Here is a 20,448-nt window from a genome sequence, read left to right as displayed (position 1 = left end):
GTGTGATTTCATTTGAATTATTCAAAAGAGGCGACTGTTCTTCAGTGATTTGCAATTAAAATTGGCTGATCTAAAGGATAATGAAAGTATTGACGGACGGCCAATGAAATCCCACGTGCAATCGTTAAGGCCATCGTATAGATCATATGTAAATTTGTATAAAAAAGGGAGGATTCAAGAGCCGGATTATCTTCTAACACGACTCCCATTACACTGCAGTCACCGACTGCTGGAAGGTTCTGACCAAGTCCTTCCCCTGGTAACAAGGCTCCATCCCTTATTACAATCGTATTTACGTAGTTTTTTGGGCCAAGAACACTATCGACAGCAATGACAAAACTGTTAGGAGAAAATGATAGGTGAGATATTTGTTCCGTAAGGGTTTGTGCATCTAAAGGTGACTGAAGAGAGCCGATTATAGTTAAATGTTCACAGTATATGTTTTCAAGTAAGGTGCCAACAAATGGACCCAGACTATCACCATTAATTAAGTTTGAACCAATTCCAGCGATGTATATATGCTCAATATTTGCTGGAATAATGGAGAGAAGTTCATTACGAATGAGCATTGGTGCGAGTTTATGATCATAGGAGATAACCTTTTTATTAAATGGTCGAGCCTGTTTCAAAGGATGTTGATACATAGTAAATCCCTCACCTCACTTGTTGAATGTAAACATAATTAAATGATAAAAGTACATTCGATAAAAAGAAGGGAAACTCCTTTAAGTTTTAAAAACCTATGTAGAACAATGCCAAGAAAGCTCACATTTTACATGTGAGCTTTCTTGGCATCCTTTATCATTTTCGGGTTACGTTTCGCTAGCAGCCTCATGTGAAGTGATGTGAAGGAACTCCTCTCGAAGTGGAACAAGTTTTGCCTTTGTTTGTTTGATGTTTTCACGATCAGATGTTTGTATGTACTCATACAATTCCAATAAGTGATAATCCATTTCCATATAGAGTGTTTTGGCTGATCTTTTAAATTGGTCCTTTAAAGGAGCTCCAATAATTTCTTCAAAGACAGTAATGATTCTTGGATTTGTAGAATCTAGATGTTGAAAAACTAATTTATCTCCATTTTGAAAAGTTGCTACACTCATTTGCTTTGTTTCGTAATCATAAATAGACAGTGTGCTTTTTTTGTCTTCATGATTCCAGTTTAATTTAAATTCTTTTTCAGGTAATGAACGGACCACATAGCGAAGTGCTGGTTTACTAATGACTTTCTTTACACTAGCTGTCTTTTTCATTGAGATCACCTCATGTAGTTTTTTATCCACTTGTTCATATTATAAACGTTTTTAACTAATAATTAAAGCGCTTTCATTAGTGGCGATATGAGAAAATTCTAGGTGATTAGACAAAATAGTAATAAAAGAGAATGCCGGATGTTTCTCGACATTCTCCTTTTAAGTTAGTTACCGAATCCACTGGATAACATCAGTCACTTCTTTTCTTGTTTTTGGGCGGGGGTCATTAGCTCGATAACCGAAAGCAGCCATCACTGAGATGGCTAGATGACCATCTTCTAGTAAGTTTTCCTCATCGAGTATTTTCTGAACTTCGTCAAACTGAAAACCTTCAATTGGACAAGAATCAATGCCAAGAAGGGCAGCTGTTGTCATCATATTTGCGAGCGCAATATAGGTTTGTTTCCCGGCCCAATCGAGCATCGTTCGCTCATTTTCTAAAAGGTGAAGATCATTTTCCTGAAATGATTTATAGCGCTCTTTAATTTTATCAAATAGCTCTGGTGGGAATTTCTTTACGTTTAACATTTGGTTTTTAACATAATCTGAATCATACTTCGTATCTTTTATCGTTCTTGCTAAAATAACAACAAAATGACTGGCTGTCGGTAGTTGGCCTTGGGCTCCCCAAGATACTTCACGTAACTTTTCTCTAAGCTGTTGATTTTGGATAACTAAAAATTTCCAAGGTTCGTAACCTACAGAGCTAGGAGAAAGACGTGCTGATTCTAAAATCACTTGGAAGTCGTCATCTGAAATCTTTCGTTCAGGGTCAAATTCTTTTGTCGCGTGTCTAAAAACAAATGCATCAAGAATTTCTTGTCTTTTGATTGCTTTATCTGTCATAAGGGTACACTCCTCTTATAATATATGTCCAAATCTATTTTAAAGGATGGGACAATTATAACCAAATTATAAGGAAGAAGAATTTTTGCTTTCCATTGACATCATAAAATTAAGTATGATATATTTATCTCGAATTAAAGATAATTAACTTCGAGATAATAAAATAGAATATAATTACAGATGGGGGAACAAATATGAATGAACTAAAAGGAATTCATCATGTAACGGCCATTACGAGCAGTGCCGAGAAAAACTATGAATTTTTTACGTATGTCCTAGGAATGCGTTTAGTAAAGAAAACCGTTAATCAAGACGATATTCAAACATACCATCTATTTTTCGCGGATGACACCGGCAGTGCTGGAACGGATATGACATTCTTTGATTTTCCTGGCATCCCAAAAGGATCACACGGAACGAATGAGATCTCTAAAACATCTTTTCGTGTTCCCAGTGATGTTGCACTAGATTACTGGGTGAAGCGTTTTGACCGTCTTGAAGTCAAACATTCAGGTATTAAAGAACAATTTGGCAAAAAGACACTTTCATTCGTTGATTTCGATGATCAACAATATCAATTAATCTCAGATGAGAACAATGAAGGAGTAGAAGCGGGAACACCATGGCAAAAAGGACCGATTCCATTGGAATACGCTATTACAGGATTGGGACCTATTTTTATTCGTATTGCTCAATTTGATCATTTTAAAGAGATGCTTGAAAAAGTATTGTTATTTAAAGAGGTAGCAAAAGAAGGTTCTTATCACTTATTTGAAGTAGGTGAGGGAGGAAATGGTGCACAGGTGATAGCCGAACACAACGTGATGCTTCCACAGGCAAGACAAGGATTTGGTACCGTTCATCATGTTGCTTTCCGTGTACATGATACAGACGTGCTCAATGAATGGATTGAGCGTTTACCAAAGTTCGGCTTACAAACATCTGGTTATGTCGATCGATTCTTTTTTGAGTCATTATACGCTAGAGTCGCGCCACAAATTTTATTTGAATTTGCAACAGATGGACCTGGATTTATGGGTGATGAGCCATATGAAACACTTGGTGAAAAATTATCACTGCCTCCGTTTTTGGAATCAAAACGTGATTATATAGAAAAAGCTGTCCGTCCAATTGATACGGTCAGAAGTACGATTGAGTTTACGAAGGAATAAAAAACAACCCAAGCTTAATAAAATGATAAGCTTGGGTTGTTTTTTATTATTGTCCTTGTCCTAATGAATAACCTAATTCACCATTAAATTTATACAAATTCTCTGTCTTGATAAAGTCTAACCCAGCTTGCTCAATTCGGCCAAGTAAGGCAATGATGTCTTTATTTTCAATTTTGTTTTGATTAGCATTTAGTTGGAAACGACAACGCCAATGGTCAGTTGTAAATGTTTCCGGAAAACCGTTTGGATAGACTTTTACACCACGGTTTGTAATGACTGCTAAATTGAATTCAGGTCCGGCAACCGCTTCCAATGCTTGACCAATTTCATCTGGTGTTTGATCGTTGTTAAAGAGAAATACGTCTACTCCGTCTAATTCCCGAACGACCTCAGGTTTTGCACGATCTTTTACGGCAGGCGCCAAAGAGAAGGCAGACTCATCGTTTGCTTCTGGAGACTTATATTCAATAGGTGTTATCGTTGTCGGTAGTTGTCCAAGTCTAGAAATGACAGCATCAGCAAATTCGTTCGTTCCAACAGACGCCCCGCCTTTAGCAATATCTCCTGTATATACTCCGTCTTCTAACGTTCTAAACCAAGCGTTGTGAATGCGAGCAGCTACTTCCGGTTGTCCAATGTGCACAAGCATCATAATCGCTCCATTAAGAAGACCTGATGGGTTTGCGATGCCTTTTCCAGCAATATCTGGAGCGCTTCCATGAATAGCTTCAAATAACGCAAATTGATCTCCAATATTTGCTGATCCAGCTAAACCAACACTTCCAGTAATTTGAGCAGCGACATCGGACGCAATGTCTCCATAAAGGTTTGGCATGACAATCACATCAAAATCTTGCGGTGAGTCAGCAATTTTTGCCATACCGATATCAATAATCCAATGTTCCGTTTCAATATCTGGATATTCTTGGGCAACTTCTTTATACACTTTATGAAAAAGACCGTCCGTTAATTTCATGATGTTATCTTTTGTAAAACAGGTAACTTTTTTACGGTTGTTCTTTCTAGCATATTCAAAGGCATAACGTATGATCTTTTCAGAACCAGGGCGAGTGATGAGTTTTAAGCATTGAACCACTTCAGGCGTTTGCTGATGTTCAATTCCAGCATATAGATCTTCTTCATTTTCACGAATAATGACAAGGTCCATCTCTGGATGTTTTGTTTTAATAAATTGAGGATAGGCTACATTCGGCCTTACATTTGCAAAAAGTCCTAAAGTTTTACGTATGGTTACATTTAAACTTTTGTACCCGCCTCCTTGAGGAGTTGTAATCGGTGCTTTTAAAAACACTTTGTTACGTCTTAATGACTCCCAGGCATGATCAGGAATACCAGAAGAGTTGCCTTCTAAGTAAACTTTTTCACCTATGTCGATAAATTCAGGATCGATTTGAGCTCCTGCTTGCTCGAGAATTTTTAGTGTTGCATCCATGATTTCTGGACCGATTCCATCTCCTCGAGCAATCGTGATCGCGCGTTTTTCTGTCATAGCATTTCTCTCCCTTTTCTTTCAAGTAGTACATAAAAGTTAGTTTGAACAAAAAATGACTTTTTATCTGTACATGTATTATTTTAGTAATAAAATGTAATGAGGTAAAGTATAAACATTGGAGGATAAAAAAGGAGGCTGTTATGAAGGCTAGAAAGTCCTTAAAAGTATTTAGTGATGAACTAAGTAAGAAGTTACGTTTAAAAGGTGAAATGGATGATTTTGTCCTTCGCAAAGTCATTAGGGAAGCCATTACATATTATCAATTAAAAACCTTCGCAAAGGTTGAAAATGATGGTAGTGAAGACAGAGAAGTATTATATATTGCTTCAATAGCTGAAGAGAATATGTTATTGAAGCTTGTCGAGTTACTAAGTGAGGATGAAGAGAAAAGTATGGAAATGATTTATGATAGTAGGGTCGTTAGAAGACATTAAGAAAAGGGAAAAACTCCTCCTCTCAAAGCTAAAGGAGGAGGAGAGAGGTTTTATCTAATTTGACCATTGCCGGACAAACATAATTTCGAAGTCGTTAAAGCAGGAAGTCCCATTGGTCCGCGTGCATGAAGTTTTTGAGTCGATATGCCAATTTCAGCACCAAAACCTAATGCACCACCATCTGTGAACCTTGTAGAGGCATTATGATAAACAGCTGCTGCATCTACTTCTTGCATGAATTGTTTAGCCACTTGCGGATCCTCCGTGATGATTGCTTCCGAGTGTTTGGTTCCATACGAATCAATATGTTCAATAGCTTCTTCAACATTTCCAATGATTTTTATAGCAAGATCAAGACTTAAATATTCTTCAGCCCAATCTGTTTCGGTTGCAGTTAGTGCTTCAGGCAGGTGGTGAGTTACAACCTGATCACCATGAATCGTTATATTACATTTCTTCAGCTCTGAGAAAAGCAACTCTTTGTTTCTTTGAAACCACGTTTTGTTAATAAGTAGCGTTTCTAATGCGTTGCATACCGCAGGACGATCTGTTTTGGCATTTACGACAATGGATATGACCTTTTTAACATCCGCGTGTTCATCTATATACATATGAACATTCCCAACACCTGTTTCTAGTACTGGAATTGTGGCTTTTTTTACAACCGTTTCAATTAAAGAACGCCCACCTCTTGGAATGAGAACATCGATGTAATGATGCATGGTAAAAAGCTGTTCGGTTATTTCTCTATCTGCTGTTGCGATAAATTGCACAGCTTCTGTTGGTATACTTGTTTGTACTAAAGCCTGGTGAATTACTGAAACAAGCGCCTTGTTTGAATACAATGCAGATGAACCGCCTTTTAGAACAATAGCGTTTCCAGATTTTAAAGCAAGGCCGGTTGCATCAACTGTTACGTTCGGACGTGCTTCGTAAATCATGCCAATGACACCGAGAGGAACTTGTATGTTTTTTACATGTAATCCATTATCTAGATTCCATTCTTCGATAATGTCACCTACTGGATCATGAAGTTGTGTGACCTCTCGTAAGCTAGTGGCTATCGAAAGAATACGGGCTTCTGATAATGCTAGACGATCCATGAAGGCATCATCGTAATGGCGCTCTCTCCCTATTTTCAAATCTTTTTTATTTTCCTGTAAAATAAAGGATGCTTCCTTTTCAATTTCATCAGCTATTTTTTGGAGAGCTTCATTTTTCTCCTTACTTGACAAGAGACTTAGAGATTTTGCAGCTTTTTTCGCTTCATTTGCTTGCGAAAGAATCGTTTTTTTTGTTAGATTTCCTATACTCAAATTCGATCTCTCCTTTTTGTTAGGTTACGATTGAGCGGTTGTAATTTCGTTTGAAACAAAGTCATCTTGGCGGATGGCTTCGACGTTTGTCACTTTTATATTCGCAGGAAGATCCTCTCGCTTAAGTCGTTTGATCTCGCGCAATTGTTCAGAAGAGTAATGAATAAGTCCGCGCCCTACTTCTTCCCCGTTTAAATGCCGAATCACGACAACATCGCCGCTTTCAAATGTTCCTTGCACTTCGCGAACTCCTTGGGGGAGAAGGTGACTTTGTTCTTCTGTTATCGCGATCTTTGCCCCTTCATCTATAATCACTTCACCTTTTACACCGGAATTAAAGGCGATCCAATGTTGTTTTACATCGAGGTCTTCCTGCTTTTCGTCGGGTTTAAAATATGTTCCTTTTGCTTTGTGGCTAACGACATCAAATAATATATTCGGTTTGGTTGCATCACCAATAAAGGTCTCGATACCAGCTGCTAGGGAGATTTTAACAGCTTCAATTTTTGAACACATTCCTCCAGTACCAGCCTCGCTTCCAGCATCACCAGCTGCCGCTTCAATTTCTGGAGTGATATCATGAACGACTTCCAATAATTTGGCGTTTGGATTCACCTGAGGATTATCATCATATAACCCATCAATATCTGAAAGAATGACTAGTTGGTCTGCTTCAACGAGTCCAGCCACTTTAGCAGAGACTGTATCATTGTCCCCAAACTTTAATTGTTTGATCGTAATGGTGTCGTTCTCATTCACGATCGGAACGACTCCGCGTTCCAAAAGAACCTGTATGGTATTTCTCGCATTCATATAGCGATTTTGATCGGAGAAATCACTTCTCGTTATTAAAATCTGTGATGCTACATATCCATGTGAACCAAATCGTTCCGAATAGGCTTCCATTAATAGACATTGCCCGATGGAAGCAGCTGCCTGTTTTTCTGAAAGATTGGTAGGGCGTTCGATAAATCCTAGTTTGCGATACCCTGCAGAAACCGCACCAGATGAGACCAAAATAAGTTCATGGCCATCATCTTTTAGTTTGGCGATTTCATCGACAAAGCGTACTAATTTACGATAGCTAATTTCACCATTTCTACTCGTTAATGAACGACTTCCAATTTTGACAACGATTCGCTTTTTCTCATGACACTGTGCCATTTTTCCACTCCTATCAGAAGAAAAACTTATTTTATCTATAAAAATCATCTGATTGCATTTTTAGGTATTGTTGATTTTTTCTTTTGTTATTTCTTTTGAACGTGCTGCAGCACGTAGAATACATGTACTGATCGTTCTTTGCACATCATCATTTGCTAACACTTGCAAGCCTGCTTCCGTTGTTCCTCCTGGACTTCTCACACTCTCATACAATGTCCGCGGCGAATCAGATGTCGCTTTTAGAAGATTGATAGAGCCTTGCATCATTTCTAGTAGTAACTCTTCCCCTAGTTGTTCATCGAGTTCGAGTTCTTTTAACGTATTTGTCATAGCTTCGAACAAGTAATACATATATGCTGGACCGCTCCCCACAATTGCCGTTAAGCTATCGAGATCTGTTTCCTTTACATGCTTAACAATCCCTATTGATTCAAACATGGAAGCAGCTATTTGTAACTGCGCATCATGCACATAGGCACCAGGGGAGATCACAGTAGCTGATGATCCTACAGAGGCTGATGTGTTAGGCATTGTCCGAATGATTGGTGCATTGTGTCCTAAAAGGTAGGATAGGTACTCCGTTGTAATGCCAGCAAGAACAGAAATAAATAATTGATTTTCTGAAGTGAAGGAGCGAATAGATGCAACGGCTTCTTTTACACCCGCTGGTTTCATCGCAAGAATGATAATATCTGCTGATTTCACTATTTGTTCGTGGTTCGTATTAACATGTACCCCGTAAAGCTCTTTTAGTTCGGATAAGCGTGCTTTGTTTTGGCGGTTCGTTACATAGATTTGCTCAGGTGTTAATTTCTTATTTGAAAGCAAGCCAGAAATGATTGCCTCAGCCATAGAACCAGCGCCAAGAAAAGCTACCTTTTGCTTTATCACGAATAATCAACTCCATTATGTGAATTTGCCTATAGAGTTAACCCTATTTATGTACGTTTAGAAATATGCGCCCATTAAACCGAACGAGCGTTAGAAAAAAGCAAACGAACATAGTAGGAGATCACTGAATCAAGTGCATGACGGGGATGGACAAACGAAAGATGTTTCCATTGATTTTGTATGAAAAAGGTGGAAGAAGTTTACACTAATTTTGACAAAACTAACCGTAGCACCCTTGTATTGGTTTGGAGCAAGTTGTTCCTTTTTTTCCTGCAAGTGTCGTAGTTAGTTAGCGAAAGGGGAAGGTGTCATGGAAGAGAAAGGATATCCACTCTCACAAGGACTATACGACCCTGATTTTGAACATGAAGCATGTGGAATCGGGATGGTCGCTAATATTAACGGTAAGAAAACACATGAAATTGTAGAAAATGCGATAACGATTTTATGCAACTTGGAACATCGTGGAGGTCAGTCAGCTGATACGAGTACAGGTGATGGCGCCGGGATCTTGACTCAAATTCCACACTCTTTTTTCGAGAAACAATGTGAAAAAGAGAACATTATTTTGCCGAATGAAGGTGACTATGGAATTGGATGGTGTTTTTACCTCAAGATCCTGTGATTAGAAAACAAGTTCAAAAAGATGTAAAAGCATTAGTCGAAGAGGAAGGTCAGTCTTTTCTTGGATGGAGAACGGTACCGGTCAATGATTCGTTTGTCGGCGATATGGCCAAAAAGTCAAAACCGTTCATTAGACAAATGTTTATTACTCCTTCTAATGAGCTTAAAGATCAAAATGAGTTTGAAAGAAAGCTATATGTGATCCGCAAACGGTTAGAAAAAGAAATTCCGGCTACAGATAAGGAACACCGTAAAGGATTTTATATTTGTAGCTTATCAACTAGAACCATTGTTTATAAAGGCATGTTAATTCCGGAGCAGTTGGATTCGTTTTATATTGATTTGAATCATCCATATTTTAAATCGGCACTTGCACTCGTGCATTCGCGTTTTAGTACAAACACATTTCCAAGTTGGGAACGGTCTCATCCAAATAGAATGACCATCCACAACGGAGAATTTAATACGATTAAAGGAAATGTAAAATGGATGCAAGCGAGAGAACCGCAATGTAAATCGAAGGATTTCCATGCTGAAGACCAGAGGAAACTTTTTCCCATTATTGATACAGATGGAAGCGACTCCTCCATGTTTGACAATTGCTTCGAGTTTCTTCATTTATCTGGACGTTCTCTTGCACACACAGCGATGATGATGATTCCAGAACCATGGGTGAACGATCCATTAATGGAGCAAACGAAAAAGTCATTTTATGAATACCATAGCTGTTTAATGGAGCCGTGGGACGGACCAGCAGCTGTTGTCTATACAGATGGAAAGCAAATCGGTGCGTGTCTTGATCGAAACGGTCTTCGTCCAGCTCGTTATTACGTGACAAAAGATGGCATGATTGTCCTTGGTTCTGAAGTGGGCGCTTTAGACATTTTCGCAGAAGATATCGAATACAAGGACCGTCTACACCCGGGGAAAATGCTCTTGGTTGACTTGGAAAAAGGGAGAATCATTCCTGATGAGGAAATTAAAGAACAAATTGCAAAAGAGCAGCCATATCGTCAGTGGTTAGAAGAACATATCATCCGTTTAGATGAATTAGAAGAAACGTCAACAGCTTCTTTTTTAAGTGGAGAAGAGCGAATGAAACAGCAGTTGGCCTTTGGTTACACGAATGAGGAGTTAAATAAAATCTTAAAACCGATGGTAACGGACGGGAAAGATCCTGTTGGTTCAATGGGGTATGATTCTCCTTTAGCCGTATTATCAAAAAGACCACAGCTTCTTTATAATTATTTTAAGCAGTTATTCGCTCAAGTTACGAATCCACCAATTGATGCGATTAGAGAAGAGGTTGTAACAGCTGTCAGAACAACGATTGGTCCAGAGAGAAACTTATTGGATCCTGAACCGGAAAGTTGTAAACAAATTGAGCTAGATTCTCCTATATTGAAAAATGAACAACTTGCGAAACTTCTTAAGTCTCCTTTTAAAATTAAAACGATCTCGACGCTGTTCTCAGTGAATTCGGAATGGGATTTTGAGAAGCGTTTGGACGAATTATTTGCGGATGTAGACCAAGCCGTTGTTAACGGGGCATCTTTGCTTCTTTTATCTGACAGGGGAGTTGATGAAGAGTACGCGGCTTTACCGGCACTGCTAGCTGTTTCAAGTTTGCATCACCATTTGATCCGAAGTGGAACAAGGTCAAAAGTCAGTATTCTAATTGAAACGGCAGAAGCTAGGGAAGTTCATCATTTGGCTGCGTTACTCGGGTTTGGTGCAGAGGCAATCAATCCATATTTGGCTTACGAGTCTCTACAAGGATTAATTGAAAATGGAGACCTCAGAGGCACCTCCATTGATCAAGCAATTAATGTCTATTGCCAAGCAGCTACAGATGGCATATTAAAAGTTTTATCAAAAATGGGCATTTCGACCATTCAAAGCTACCAGGGGGCGCAAATTTTTGAAGCATCGGTATTAATAAAACAGTCATCGATCAATATTTTACAGGGACTGCTTCGAGAATCGGTGGAATAGGCCTTGACATTATTGCCCAGGAAGTAAGGATGAGGCATACGCATGCGTTTAAAGTAGAAAGAGGAAGTGAGAAAACCCTTGAAACAGGAGATGATTTTCAGTGGCGTCAAAATGGCGAAGATCATCAATACAATCCAAAAACCATTCATTTGCTGCAGCAAGCATGTAGGTCCAACAATTATAAACTGTTTAAAGAGTATTCTAAGCTGCTAACAGACACGGATCATAATTTACAATCAATTCGTGGATTGCTTTCATTTAAAAAAAGAGAGCCAATTCCTATTGATGAAGTGGAATCAGTAGAATCGATCTGCAAAAGATTTAAAACAGGTGCCATGTCTTATGGATCGATCAGTCAAGAAGCTCATGAAGCTCTTGCCATTGCCATGAATCGAATTGGGGGAAAAAGCAACTCAGGAGAAGGTGGAGAAGATCCTGCTAGATTTGCGCCTGATCCGAATGGTGATTTACGTAGAAGCTCGATCAAACAAGTAGCATCTGGACGATTTGGTGTGAGCAGCTATTACCTTGTCAATGCCGACGAGATTCAAATAAAAGTAGCACAAGGCGCAAAACCGGGCGAAGGTGGGCATCTTCCAGGTAAAAAAGTGTACCCATGGATTGCCGAAGTGAGAGGGTCTACACCAGGTGTTGGACTTATTTCACCACCGCCTCATCATGATATCTACTCAATAGAAGATCTAGCAGAATTAATTCATAATTTAAAGAATGCGAATCCTTCCGCAAGAATTAGTGTGAAACTCGTTTCAGAAGTTGGTGTTGGGACGATTGCTGCAGGTGTCGCCAAAGGAAGAGCTGATCTCGTTCTCATAAGTGGGTATGACGGTGGTACAGGTGCTGCTCCAAGGACGAGCTTAAAGCATGCAGGCCTCCCGTGGGAAATTGGACTTGCTGAAACGCATCAAACTCTTTTATTAAATCGGCTTCGTGATCGAATTGTGGTTGAAACGGACGGAAAAATGATGACAGGGCGAGATGTCGTTATTGCTTCATTACTTGGGGCAGAAGAATTTGGTTTTTCAACAGCTCCTCTCGTTGTGTTAGGCTGCATCTTAATGCGAGTATGCCATCTTGACACATGTCCAGTAGGTGTGGCTACACAAAACCCTGAACTTAGAAAGAAGTTTCCAGGTGAAGCGGCACATGTGGCGAATTTTATGAGATTTGTCGCTAAAGAAGTAAGAGAACTCATGGCAGAACTTGGTTTTAGAACGATTAATGAGATGATTGGACGCACCGATGTTTTAGAAGCGAATCAAGCAATCACCCATTGGAAAACAAAAGGGATCGATCTGAGCGAACTACTTTATCAGCCAGACGTTCCAAAGGAAGTAAGCCGCTATCAAACGGTCGAGCAAGTGCATGGGTTAGATAAAACATTGGATGGACAGGAGCTCATTCCACTTTGCATCGAAGCAATTGAAAATCAAGAAAAAGTCGAAGCAACCTTTTCGATTCGAAATATTAACCGTGTAGCAGGTACAATGCTGGGTAGTGAGATTACTAAACGATACGGGGCAGAAGGGTTGCCAGAAGATACAATTGATTTGACTTGTAAAGGTTCAGCTGGCCAAAGTTTTGCTGCGTTTATTCCAAGAGGACAAACGATGCGACTGGTTGGAGATGCGAATGACTTCTTAGGGAAAGGTTTATCAGGTGGAAAAATTATCGTTCACCCGTCAAGAAAAAGTACATTTGTTCCTGAAGAGAACATCATCGTTGGCAATGTTTGTTTTTACGGAGCCACAGGTGGAGAAGCGTACATTAACGGTATAGCTGGTGAGCGCTTCTGTGTTCGGAATAGTGGGGCTAGTGTAGTAGTTGAAGGCGTTGGTGATCACGGCTGTGAGTACATGACTGGTGGTACGGTTGTCGTTCTTGGACAAACAGGAAAGAACTTTGCTGCGGGAATGTCTGGTGGAGTGGCTTTTGTACTTGATGAGTCAGGTGACTTTGGGCAAAAGTGTAACCAAGAACAAGTTTTATTAGGGTCTGTAGAAGAAGAAGATCTTCACCGTGTCTATCAAATGGTTGAAAAACACGTTCAGTACACTAATAGTCCTTTAGCTATACGTGTGCTTGATGACTGGTCAAATTTGAAAAAGAAGTTTATTCGAGTCATTCCAAAAGACTTTTTAGAAATGCAAACTCGAATCGAGCGTTATGAAGCAAGTGGATTAAGCAAATACAAAGCCGCATTGGCCGCTTTTGAAGAAGGAAAAAAAGCAGTCAATGAAGCGAAAGATGGAGGGTGAGCGATGGGAAAGCCAACAGGATTTATTGATTATCAAAGGCAGTCTAGGCCCGAACGTGACCCAAAAAAACGGATAAACGATTGGGATGATTATACGCTACGACTTGATGAGAAAGAGTTAAAGCAACAAGGTGCTCGGTGCATGGATTGTGGCATCCCGACATGCCATACTGGTACGATGTTAAATGGAATGACGTCGGGTTGTCCTGTTCATCACCTCATTCCTGAGTGGAACGATTTAGTTTATCAAGGTCAATGGCAAGAAGCGTTAAAGCGCGAGCATAAAATGAACAACTTTCCTGAGTTTACAGGGATGGCGTGCCCTGCTCCGTGTGAGGGAGCATGTGTATTAGGAATCAATGAGCCACCAGTTGCCATAAGGTCAATTGAATTAGAAATTGTTGAGAAAGGGTTCAAAGAAGGCTGGGTGAAACCCGAACCACCGGAAGTTCGAACGGACAAGAAAGTGGCTGTCGTTGGTTCAGGTCCAGCTGGTCTTGCTTGTGCGGCACAGTTGAATAAAGCAGGCCATCAAGTCACGGTTTTTGAACGACATGACCGAATTGGAGGCTTATTAACATATGGCATTCCTGAGATGAAGTTGCCATATCGAATTGTAGAGCGTCGCGTTAATCTGTTAAAAGAAGAAGGAATTTCGTTTGTAACCAATACAGATGTCGGCAAAGATTACCCGATTTCAAAGTTACAGGAACAATATGATTCGATTGTCCTTTGCGGAGGCGCTACGAAGCACCGTGACATAGAAGTTGAAGGAAGTGAATTAAAAGGTGTTCATTATGCAATGGATTTCCTTCATGCGAATACAAAAAGTTTGCTTGATTCCGCTCTTCAAGATAACAAGTATATATCAGCGAAAGACAAAGATGTCGTCGTCATCGGTGGAGGAGACACGGGAACGGATTGTTTAGCCACCTCAGTCAGACACGGATGCAGAAGTCTCACCCAATTTGATATTTACGAAAAGAAAGGAGACACGAGACCTGATGATAACCCTTGGCCACAATGGCCGGTCATTCATCGTGTAGAATATGGGCATAAAGAAGCATCGGCTGTTTTTGGTTCAGATCCACGTGCGTATGCAGTTATGACAAAGAAGTTCGTCGGGGACGAGAATGGGCATATTAAAGAAATTCATACAATTGGAGTGGAAACAACAAAAGATGAGCAGGGGAGAAAAGTACGAAAAGAGATTCCTGGTACAGAGAAAGTGTGGCCGGCTCAACTTGTTTTGCTCGCAATTGGGTTTAGTGGACCAGAACAACATTTAATTCAGAAATTAAAGGTGGAAACAGATAATCGTTCCAATGTGAAAGCAGAGTATGGCAAATACAAAACAAATATCGAAGGAGTTTTTGCAGCTGGAGATATGCGCCGTGGTCAAAGCTTAATTGTCTGGGCGATCAATGAAGGAAGAGAAGCAGCAAGAGAATGTGATAAATATTTGATGGGTGAATCTAGTTTGCCTTAAGAAAATGGCTGGTTGTAAGGGGAATCTCTTATAGCCAGCCTTTTTTGAATCCTATTACGTAAGACGTGTTAATCTCTTTTTAACATAAAGGATTTTCGAGGATCTATAGGGAATTAAACAATAAGTGAAAGTTACACAAAGAAAGGTGATCGTATGAGTGAAAAAATTAAATGGGGTATAGTAGGAACGGCTGGGATTGCAAAAAATGCGATTGTACCAGCTATATTACGAGCGAATAATGCAGAGGTTGTTGCAGTAGCAAGCAGGGGGAATAAACAAAAAGCAGATGAGTTTGCTGATTTGTTTCAAATTGAAAAAACGTATGAAAGCTATGATGATTTATTAAATGACAAGGAGATTCAGGCTGTCTATATTCCTTTACCAAACAATCTGCATGCTGAATGGGTGAAAAAGGCAGCAAGAAAAGGGAAGCATGTGCTCTGTGAAAAACCGGCAGCGCTTACAGAGGAAGAAACGAAATCAATGGTAGACGTTTGCAATCAAGAAAAGGTAGTGTTCATGGAAGCGTTTATGTATCAATTTCACCCTCAGCACGATCGTGTCAAGGAGATCATTAGAAGTGGTGAAATTGGAGACGTAAGCTTAATGCGTTCTTCCTTCTCCTTTTTTCTAGACGTAGAGTCAGAAAACATTAGACTAGATGCCCAGTTAGGTGGAGGAAGTTTGTATGATATAGGGTGTTATTGCATCCATGCAAGTCGTTTCATCCTTGAAAAGGAGCCAAACCAAGTTTTTGCAGCTAGTAATCATCGTCTGCCATCTGGAGTGGACCTTACTACAACTGGAATTTTAACGTTTAACGATGGAGTAACCGCTAGCTTTAGTTGTAGTTTTCAACAGCCTTTTGAAAATGGCTATGAAGTAGTTGGGACAAATGGAAAAATAAAAGTGCCTTTTGCTTTTCGGCCAGATGTTGAAGGTGGAAAAGGAGAGATTGTAATTACGAATAAAGATGGGGAAAGCAGAACAGAAGTAGTTAATGGTGATCAATATGCTCTTCAAATTGAACACTTTTCACATTGCATCTTGACAAACGAAAAGCCTTCTTATGATGGTACCAAATCGATTGAAAATATGAAAGTGTTAGAAGGGTGTCTTGTTTCATTACAGAATAATAAAATTGTTCAGCTGTAAAACTGGGGTAAACATAATGAATTAAAAGCATTAATAAACATTGTACTCGTTTTCCGCAAGAGGTGCCGTGTCCTTCACAGCCACAAAAAACCAATTCATACTGTGATGAATTGGTTTTTTTAGTGAAACAATAGACAATGATAATCATTTTCATTTATAATATAAGAAAGTATGATGGGAGATGGAACAATGTTTATTCAAATGAGAAAAATTGAAGTTACTGAGGGTAATTCAGACAAAGTAGTAGAGCGTTTTAGCAAGCCTGGGATTATTGAAGAACAAGAGGGATTCATTGATTCAACCGTTATGGTAAAGAAAGTTCGTCGTGGAAACGAGGAAGTGATTGTGCAAATTCGCTGGGAGTCTGAGGCTCATTGGAAGCAATGGGAGAAAAGTGATGCACATATTGCTGGGCATAAAGCAAATCTTGGAAAACCGAAGCCCGAACATATCGTACAAATTGAAGGTGGAGTGTACCATGTTCAAGCGGTAAAAACAGCTAAAAAGGCAGAAACTAAATAAAAAAGCAAGAAGCTCTTAAGGTGAGAGCTTCTTGCTTTTTGGTTAAATAGAAAAACTAATCCCACCATCTTCACTGATCTCAATCGTTGAATAACTCTCAAAAGGTTGCATACTTGTTATATCTTGATCAACTGTATTAGATAGGCTTTGCATATATTGTTCATACACTTCTTGGTCTTTTACTAGATGATAGTAATACACTCTTTCTCCTTCTATTTCGTCACTATTTTTAAGTAAAAAACGGTCTCCAAATTGTTCTTTGAACCATGACCTAGCTTCTTCATGGCTTTGAAAATCCGGCATTTTATTATAAATAGCTGTTACATCAAATTCCATTAATCACCGCCCCTTTCATTCACTGATAGTATTGTTCAATATATCGAATTTATCCATTTAGGGGCAAGAAGTTTTCATTAAAGAAAAAGTGTCCCAATGAGAGCAATGAAAGGGATGGTTACAATGGCAAATACAGTTGAACATAATGTATGCATTAAGCTATAATCCTCATCAGCCTGATACATTGCAAAAATAATAGATGCGGTTGTAATCGATGGCATGGCCATTTCAATCAACAATACTTGCTTTAGTTCTTGTGTGACAGGAAGAAGCATTAAGACGAACATGCCGATTATTGGGAAAATGATTAATTTGAATGTAACGGGAGTAGCAACTAGTTTTGCCGAGACTCTTCTTCTTTCTTTAATGATTGTCATCGTTAGCATGCCTATGTAAAACATCGCTAACGGACTCGCAGCACCAGAGACGGTAGCAATAATATCTTTAATGAAAAACCCAGGGTTAATTGAGAATACCGTTACAAGGAGACCAACTAATACCGCAATGTTTGGAGCTGTTAACATAGAAAGAAAGTTCTTAAGGGAAACATCTTTTTTTCCTTGAATGAAGAGGACCCCAACTGTCCAAAGCATTAAGGACATACCAGCATCAAATACCGCTGCAAAGACAGCACCTTTTGCACCAAAAAGGGCTGCGCAAAGAGGAATGCCAATCAGACCAGTATTTCCAAAGGTCGCCAAAAAACCTGTTTCACGTGCTTTTAGTGCTGACATTCCAACAGATTTTCCGTAAAACCAGCCGATAAGTAAACCAATTAGATTAAAGGCAATGGAAAAGAAAAAGATGAAAATAATTTGTCTTAGTAGCGTAGAGTCTATTGTAATTTGAAAGAACCCATTTAATATGATTGCCGGAAGAGCAATGTTAATAATCACAAATATTAAAAAGCGACGAACATCGGAAGTGAAGTTGATTTTGAAGGTAAGTAGCATTCCAATTCCGATAAGGATTCCAAGTTTCATAATCGTCAAAAATAAAATTGAATAGTCCATCAAGACCTCTCCTTGTAATGATACTTGAAGTAATGCCACAAACTCGATTTCTAATGGTAAATTGTCACCATCTTTTAATTGTCCGTTTATTAACAAATCAATCACTTACTTAATAACGTTCGAGAGTTAATCTTAGTTTATTTCTATTTTGAGCCAGTGGAAAAAATCCCCTTTCATTATTCTCAAGATAATTAAGAATATTGATGATTTTACCATAGCTTGGACGTTTTGTTGTAAATATGATAAAAGGGAGTCAACGAGTATAAAAGGGTGATTTTGAATGGAAGACAAAGTGTTAATTGTAGAAGGGGCAAATGATCGAAAGCGTGTTGAAAAAGTACTTGCTGAAAAAATCGATATTGTATGCACACATGGTACGTTAAGTGAAGAAAAGCTTGAGTCGTTAATACTCCCGATTGAAGACAAAGATGTATATATTCTTGTTGATGAGGATGAAGCGGGGGAAAGTTTGAGGAAACGGTTGAATCATGAATTGCCCAATGCTACACATTTGTACACGCGAAAGGAATATGGTCAGGTAGAGACAACACCTTATTATTTTCTTGTTGATATGTTTAGAGATTATTTTCAAGTGAGAGAGGTGTAAGTAAGTACTCACCATGTATAAGGAGAATGAAAAAATTTATATATTGAAGTTGTTACAGTTATCAAGGTAGTTAAAAGGGGATTTAAAAAGAAGCATGTTTTGCAATGGGGACAGTTTTAGATTGCGACGAATTCCTTTTTGATAATAATTACAAGCGTTCCTCTTGCTGTTAGATTAGATTAGATTACATTACATTGAAAAAAGCGAGGCTAACTCAGTTGAGAGAGTCTCGCTTTTTTATATTAACGTTGTTCTAAACGAGCAATTCGCTCATTTAAATCAGGGTGAGAAGAAAAAAGCTTTGCCATACCACTGTTTCCATTAATTTTCATCGTCTGAATAGCTGAATCATCCGTACGTCCTTTCACATTTGCACGTTCAACATATGCTTGTAATGAGCGTAAGGCATGGGCCATTTTATCTCTTCCTGCTAAATCTGCTCCACCTCTGTCGGCATGAAACTCACGATAACGTGAAAAGGCCATAACGACAAGGCTTCCTAGAATCGAAAAGAGGATTTGAAAAATAATAATGGCAGCAAATTGTACAATTCCTTGCATTTCAGAACGCACAAAACGTGAAACAATAATCGCTGCAATTCTAGAGAAAAATACGACGAATGTGTTAACAACGCCTTGTAAAAGCGTCATCGTCACCATATCACCATTCGCTACATGGGCCACCTCGTGTGCGATAACACCTTCTACTGCATCATCATCCATAACGGTTAAAAGGCCAGATGATACGGCAACAAGGGAACGTTTTTTAGACGGGCCTGTTGCGAAAGCATTTACTTCTGGAGATTGATAAATACCAACCTCAGGCATGTGTGTTAAGCCAGCAGCACGTGATAAGCGATGGACCTTTTCAACAACACTGCGTTCATGTGCTGATAAGGAGCCATTGGGATCCAGAACTTTTACTTTCATCATTTTTTTGCCATCCATCTCGACATGGCTAGAGAAATAAACGAGCCTGTAAAACCGACTACTAAACTAAATACACCTAATGAGACAAAGTCTATTCCTAGTCCAGGACCTCCTGTTTGGAAGGAACCCCCAATATCAGTAAATGTGGTGATAATTGACCAGACAATAATAATCGTTGTCATAACTAGTATATTCGTTAAGATAAAGAATAATAAACGTTTCCCCATATTCGCCTCCAGTAAATATATTCTTTTCTATTTTAACATGATTTCATAGATAAATAGAAAGGATTTAATAATTAATAGATCTAGGGGCCAGAGTAAGGGTTTTGTTGTTAGAGCCTTTATTATTTTGAAAATTTCCAGAATAGAGACATGAGTTTATACATGTTTTGTTTTGTCTCAATACATTATAGAGAAATCTATATTCATTTGTAAGGAGGCGAAATTGATTGAGCAAGGGGAATTTTTTTGAGTTTGATGATATAAGTTCTTTCATTAAATACATGAAAGATAAAAAGAAGAAGAAAAAGAAGATTCTTCGGTCGAAGCCACTGGTGCCGCCAAAACCACCGGAGCCACCGAAGCCGCCATGTCCACCTTTACCACCTTGTCCTCCAGGACCTACGGGGCCAACTGGACCTATAGGCCCTACCGGACCAGAAGGCCCTACCGGACCAGAAGGACCAACTGGACCAGAAGGACCAACTGGACCTGAAGGACCAAAAGGGAAGAAAGGTAAAAAAGGTGAACAAGGTAAAAGAGGGAAGAAAGGTAAAAAAGGTGAACAAGGTAAAAGAGGGAAGAAAGGTAAAAAAGGTGAACAAGGTAAAAGAGGGAAGAGAGGAAAAAAGGGAGAAAAAGGTAAGAGAGGACCAATAGGACCGACGGGGCCAGAGGGGCCAACCGGGCCAG

Annotated in this window: 16 protein-coding genes and 2 pseudogenes; 8 read left to right on the top strand and 10 right to left on the bottom strand. The window is 39.2% G+C overall.

Features of this window, described 5'->3' with window-relative positions; all coding sequences use genetic code 11:
* Window positions 1-41: 41 nt before the first annotated feature.
* The 3 genes from yyaC to JCM9140_RS17745 form a co-directional block, all read right to left on the bottom strand.
* Window positions 42-644: a spore protease YyaC gene (gene yyaC, locus JCM9140_RS17755; protein WP_081727763.1), complete on the bottom strand. Its 603-nt coding sequence runs from the start codon at window positions 642-644 to the stop codon at window positions 42-44.
* Between the two features lie 168 nt (window positions 645-812).
* Entirely contained in the window at window positions 813-1,253 is a 441-nt protein-coding gene (locus tag JCM9140_RS24685) for a YkzI domain-containing protein (protein WP_034749660.1), read from the bottom strand.
* Between the two features lie 168 nt (window positions 1,254-1,421).
* Window positions 1,422-2,099, bottom strand: coding sequence for an NAD(P)H-dependent oxidoreductase (locus JCM9140_RS17745; RefSeq protein ID WP_034749657.1), 678 nt, complete (start codon window positions 2,097-2,099; stop codon window positions 1,422-1,424).
* A gap of 194 nt (window positions 2,100-2,293) precedes the next feature.
* Here JCM9140_RS17745 and JCM9140_RS17740 point away from each other — a divergent pair, with 194 nt between their 5' ends.
* Complete coding sequence (locus JCM9140_RS17740; RefSeq protein WP_034749654.1) at window positions 2,294-3,271, top strand: ring-cleaving dioxygenase; 978 nt, start codon at window positions 2,294-2,296, stop codon at window positions 3,269-3,271.
* Window positions 3,272-3,317: 46 nt separating this feature from the next.
* Here JCM9140_RS17740 and JCM9140_RS17735 read toward each other — a convergent pair whose 3' ends face one another.
* Window positions 3,318-4,781 carry an NADP-dependent isocitrate dehydrogenase gene (locus JCM9140_RS17735; RefSeq protein ID WP_034749651.1) on the bottom strand — a complete coding sequence of 488 codons (1,464 nt, stop codon included), beginning with the start codon at window positions 4,779-4,781 and terminating at the stop codon, window positions 3,318-3,320.
* A gap of 143 nt (window positions 4,782-4,924) precedes the next feature.
* On the opposite strand from JCM9140_RS17735, the gene JCM9140_RS17730 reads away from it, so the two are divergent.
* Window positions 4,925-5,218, top strand: coding sequence for a DUF6407 family protein (locus JCM9140_RS17730; protein WP_052002364.1), 294 nt, complete (start codon window positions 4,925-4,927; stop codon window positions 5,216-5,218).
* Window positions 5,219-5,268: 50 nt separating this feature from the next.
* Here JCM9140_RS17730 and JCM9140_RS17725 read toward each other — a convergent pair whose 3' ends face one another.
* From JCM9140_RS17725 to proC, 3 genes are read right to left on the bottom strand one after another with little or no spacing between them, the layout of a single operon-like run.
* Window positions 5,269-6,528: a glutamate-5-semialdehyde dehydrogenase gene (locus tag JCM9140_RS17725; RefSeq protein WP_034749672.1), complete on the bottom strand. Its 1,260-nt coding sequence runs from the start codon at window positions 6,526-6,528 to the stop codon at window positions 5,269-5,271.
* Between the two features lie 30 nt (window positions 6,529-6,558).
* Window positions 6,559-7,698: a glutamate 5-kinase gene (gene proB, locus JCM9140_RS17720; protein ID WP_034749649.1), complete on the bottom strand. Its 1,140-nt coding sequence runs from the start codon at window positions 7,696-7,698 to the stop codon at window positions 6,559-6,561.
* 60 nt (window positions 7,699-7,758) lie between these two features.
* Window positions 7,759-8,589, bottom strand: a complete 831-nt coding sequence (proC, locus tag JCM9140_RS17715) for a pyrroline-5-carboxylate reductase (protein ID WP_052002363.1) — start codon at window positions 8,587-8,589, stop codon at window positions 7,759-7,761.
* Window positions 8,590-8,899: 310 nt separating this feature from the next.
* Here proC and gltB point away from each other — a divergent pair.
* The 4 genes and pseudogenes from gltB (at window position 8,900) to JCM9140_RS17695 (ending at window position 16,649) form a co-directional block, all read left to right on the top strand.
* A pseudogene (gene gltB, locus JCM9140_RS17710) lies at window positions 8,900-13,484 on the top strand (glutamate synthase large subunit).
* 3 nt (window positions 13,485-13,487) lie between these two features.
* Window positions 13,488-14,972 carry a glutamate synthase subunit beta gene (locus tag JCM9140_RS17705; RefSeq protein WP_034749646.1) on the top strand — a complete coding sequence of 495 codons (1,485 nt, stop codon included), beginning with the start codon at window positions 13,488-13,490 and terminating at the stop codon, window positions 14,970-14,972.
* A 153-nt stretch (window positions 14,973-15,125) separates the two neighbouring features.
* On the top strand, window positions 15,126-16,127 hold the full coding sequence (locus tag JCM9140_RS17700) for a Gfo/Idh/MocA family protein (protein ID WP_034749643.1): 1,002 nt from the start codon (window positions 15,126-15,128) through the stop codon (window positions 16,125-16,127).
* Window positions 16,128-16,316: 189 nt separating this feature from the next.
* Complete coding sequence (locus JCM9140_RS17695; RefSeq protein ID WP_034749640.1) at window positions 16,317-16,649, top strand: antibiotic biosynthesis monooxygenase; 333 nt, start codon at window positions 16,317-16,319, stop codon at window positions 16,647-16,649.
* A gap of 42 nt (window positions 16,650-16,691) precedes the next feature.
* On the opposite strand, the gene JCM9140_RS17690 is transcribed toward JCM9140_RS17695, so the two are convergent.
* Window positions 16,692-16,985 (bottom strand): hypothetical protein, encoded by a 294-nt coding sequence (locus JCM9140_RS17690; RefSeq protein WP_034749637.1) that lies wholly within the window; start codon window positions 16,983-16,985, stop codon window positions 16,692-16,694.
* 77 nt (window positions 16,986-17,062) lie between these two features.
* Window positions 17,063-17,998: an AEC family transporter gene (locus JCM9140_RS17685; RefSeq protein ID WP_034749666.1), complete on the bottom strand. Its 936-nt coding sequence runs from the start codon at window positions 17,996-17,998 to the stop codon at window positions 17,063-17,065.
* A gap of 280 nt (window positions 17,999-18,278) precedes the next feature.
* On the opposite strand from JCM9140_RS17685, the gene JCM9140_RS17680 reads away from it, so the two are divergent.
* The gene (locus JCM9140_RS17680; RefSeq protein ID WP_034749635.1) at window positions 18,279-18,605 is read left to right on the top strand and encodes a toprim domain-containing protein; all 327 of its coding nucleotides are present in this window, start codon (window positions 18,279-18,281) and stop codon (window positions 18,603-18,605) included.
* Between the two features lie 242 nt (window positions 18,606-18,847).
* Here the strand turns inward: JCM9140_RS17680 and htpX are convergent.
* Window positions 18,848-19,761 (bottom strand): annotated as a pseudogene (htpX, locus tag JCM9140_RS17675) (protease HtpX).
* Between the two features lie 224 nt (window positions 19,762-19,985).
* On the opposite strand from htpX, the gene JCM9140_RS17670 reads away from it, so the two are divergent.
* Window positions 19,986-20,448, top strand: a 463-nt coding sequence (locus tag JCM9140_RS17670; RefSeq protein ID WP_175578206.1) for a hypothetical protein, incomplete at its 3' end; no start/stop codon positions are given.

Source organism: Halalkalibacter wakoensis JCM 9140 (assembly GCF_000513095.1).
Classification (GTDB): Bacteria; Bacillota; Bacilli; order Bacillales; family Bacillaceae_D; genus Halalkalibacter; species Halalkalibacter wakoensis.
The sequence above is the reverse complement of the archived record's forward strand: the minus strand, read 5'-3'. Positions and strand labels throughout refer to the sequence as shown.